Origin of the sequence: Brevundimonas sp. (assembly GCF_031082345.1) — a bacterium.
In the GTDB taxonomy this organism is placed as follows: domain Bacteria; phylum Pseudomonadota; class Alphaproteobacteria; order Caulobacterales; family Caulobacteraceae; genus Brevundimonas.
In genome coordinates, this window is record NZ_JAVHLH010000345.1 from 1 (window position 1) to 2,132 (window position 2,132).

The 2,132-nt window shown below is 70.1% G+C and carries 3 protein-coding genes and 1 pseudogene; 3 read left to right on the forward strand and 1 reads right to left on the reverse strand.

The genetic code is table 11. The annotated features are described in order from the left end of the window. The coding region (locus RDU12_RS15080; protein WP_300293116.1) for a hypothetical protein at window positions 1–387 on the reverse strand (387 nt) is incomplete at its 3' end. Between the two features lie 170 nt (window positions 388–557). On the opposite strand from RDU12_RS15080, the gene RDU12_RS15085 reads away from it, so the two are divergent. The 3 genes and pseudogenes from RDU12_RS15085 to RDU12_RS15095 form a co-directional block, all read left to right on the forward strand. Next, window positions 558–968 (forward strand): CBS domain-containing protein, encoded by a 411-nt coding sequence (locus RDU12_RS15085; protein WP_300293114.1) that lies wholly within the window; start codon window positions 558–560, stop codon window positions 966–968. Window positions 969–1,054: 86 nt separating this feature from the next. Then, window positions 1,055–1,630 (forward strand): hypothetical protein, encoded by a 576-nt coding sequence (locus RDU12_RS15090; protein ID WP_300293112.1) that lies wholly within the window; start codon window positions 1,055–1,057, stop codon window positions 1,628–1,630. Between the two features lie 110 nt (window positions 1,631–1,740). After that, a pseudogene (locus RDU12_RS15095) lies at window positions 1,741–2,132 on the forward strand (PAS domain-containing sensor histidine kinase); the annotation flags it as partial.

Below are 2,132 nucleotides of genomic sequence, written 5' to 3' on the forward strand. Positions count from 1 at the left end.
CCAGCGGGTGCGGTAGGCGGTGCGCTGGAGCTGATACTGGATCCGGTCCAGCCGGCGGTCGAGATCGCGATACTCGGCCCGGCTCAGCCCGTTGCGGGCGTAGCGGTATTCCAGCCGCTGATACTGGTTCATCTGGCGGGCCAAGGCGCGGGCTTCGCGCGGGTGGACATCACGGCTCCAGGCGAGCTGGTCGATGCGCTGCGACAGAACCCGGGCGCGATAGTTCAGATCGCGCGGGGCGTAGCCGCGGGCCTGGCCGTAGCCGTAACCCTGGCTGTAGCCGGGCGAGCCGACGCCGAAGCTGATGCTGAAATTCTGGGCCAGCGCCGGGGTCGAAACCATGACCGCGGACGCCGCCAGCACGGGAAGCAGGGCTTTCCTGATCATGGCGGTCTTCATTGCATTCGTCCTTTCGTCTCCGGGACCATTCCCGGGTGATGGACGCATTCAAGCAGGTCGCCCCTGACCCTCACCTGAGGGGTTCGTTGTGAGACTGACAGGAACCGGCGCGAGGCCGGGGGGTTGTCTGGCCAGGCCGATAATCAGGAGAATGATCGATGAAAGTTCGCGACGTGATGAGCAAGGACGTGCAGGTCGCCCGCCCGGGAGACACCCTGCAGGACGTGGCTTCGCGCATGGCCAGCGGCGACTTCGGCTTCATGCCGGTGGCCGACGGAGATAAGCTGATCGGCACGATCACCGACCGCGACATCGCCGTCCGGGCCGTTGCAGGCGGCGCCGCCTGCACCTCGCCGGTGGTGGAATACATCAGCCGGGACGCCCAGACCGCCTATGCCGACGACGACCTGAAGACCGTGCTGGAAGCCATGGGCGGCAAGCAGATCCGCCGCATGCCGGTGCTGGACAAGGACGAGCGGCTGGTCGGGGTGGTGTCGCTGGGCGACCTGTCGACCCGGGTGAAGGAGAAATACGCCGGCGAGGCGCTGGAGGACATCTCCCGCCCGTGACCCGGCGCCGCCGGCGTTAACCCTTTCGCCAAACCACGTGTTCACCCGCCCTGGGGCATGCTCGCCGTTCACGACGGGAGACGCCGATGGCGCGCGCGCAGTTCCAGAAGGGCCAGAAGGTCTGGGTCGAGTGTGTCGGGGCCTGGGCCCAGATCGAGAAGGTCCAGCCCGTATGGGCCAAGGGCTTCGAGGAGCCCGTGCGGGTCACCTATGACGTCGGTCTGGGACGCGAGTTTCTCGGCCACGAACTGCTGCTGCCCGCCGAGGACCCGGCCGCCAACGCCGGCGAGAGCTGGCGGCTGATGCGGGCCCGCAACAAGTGGCAGACGGCCGACGACACCCCGCACCATCCCTTCCCCGGCACCTATCCGGTGGTGGTCACCGACAAGGCCGACTGGGGCGGCTGGCGCGTGCCGGGGGCGGAGTACGACCGCGACCCCGACCAGATCGAATTCCAGGCCCGGCTGATCACCGCCGCGCCGAAGCTGATGGCGCTGGCCGAGCGGATGGTGGCCGCGGTCGACGACGCGCCCGAGGACGCGCCCCCCGAGATGCAGCTGCTGGCCCGCGACGCCCGCACCCTGCTGAAGAGCGTCACCGACGTGCTCGCCCCGCCCGCCGAGGCGTCGGCGGCCCAGCCGAGCCCCTCGCGCGCGGCCTGAGGCGAGCCGGCGGCCCAATTGATCCACTGCCGGGGGCAACGAAGCCTCGACAGGAATCCGCGACGCAGCCTAGATTCAGCCATCGTCGCCGAATCGTCCGGGAGAGCGCCTTGCGGGGCAGTGAGCGCCGCATAACCCCGCAAGGACGGCGCGCCCAGGACCGGCGCAAGGACCCGCCCGCTTGGCTGCGGATATCCATCCTCGCCGTCACCCTGGCCGTCGCCGCCTATGTGCTTCTGTTCGCTCGCGAAATGGCGCGGCCGGGCCAGGAGGCGGACGCCCTGCGCATGGTGGCGGTCGACCGCGAGGCGCGGCTGCTGGCGCTGGAGATGGAGACCCGCATCGCGCCGGTCGAGGCCGCTGTCCGCGCCGCCACGGCCCAGACCCGCACACCTGCCGAAATGATCCAGCAGGCTCGCGCCGCCGCGCCGGAGCGGGCGTTCGCGGTGATGTCGGCGAGCGAGAGCGTGACAGCCGCCGCGGGCGCCGCTCCCGCCGCCTT

Bases quoted from the DNA above. Each gene is read 5' to 3' on its own strand.
- RDU12_RS15090 (WP_300293112.1), top strand. From the start codon at position 1,055: ATGGCGCGCGCGCAGTTCCAGAAGGGCCAGAAGGTCTGGGTCGAGTGT.
- RDU12_RS15085 (WP_300293114.1), top strand. From the start codon at position 558: ATGAAAGTTCGCGACGTGATGAGCAAGGACGTGCAGGTCGCCCGCCCG.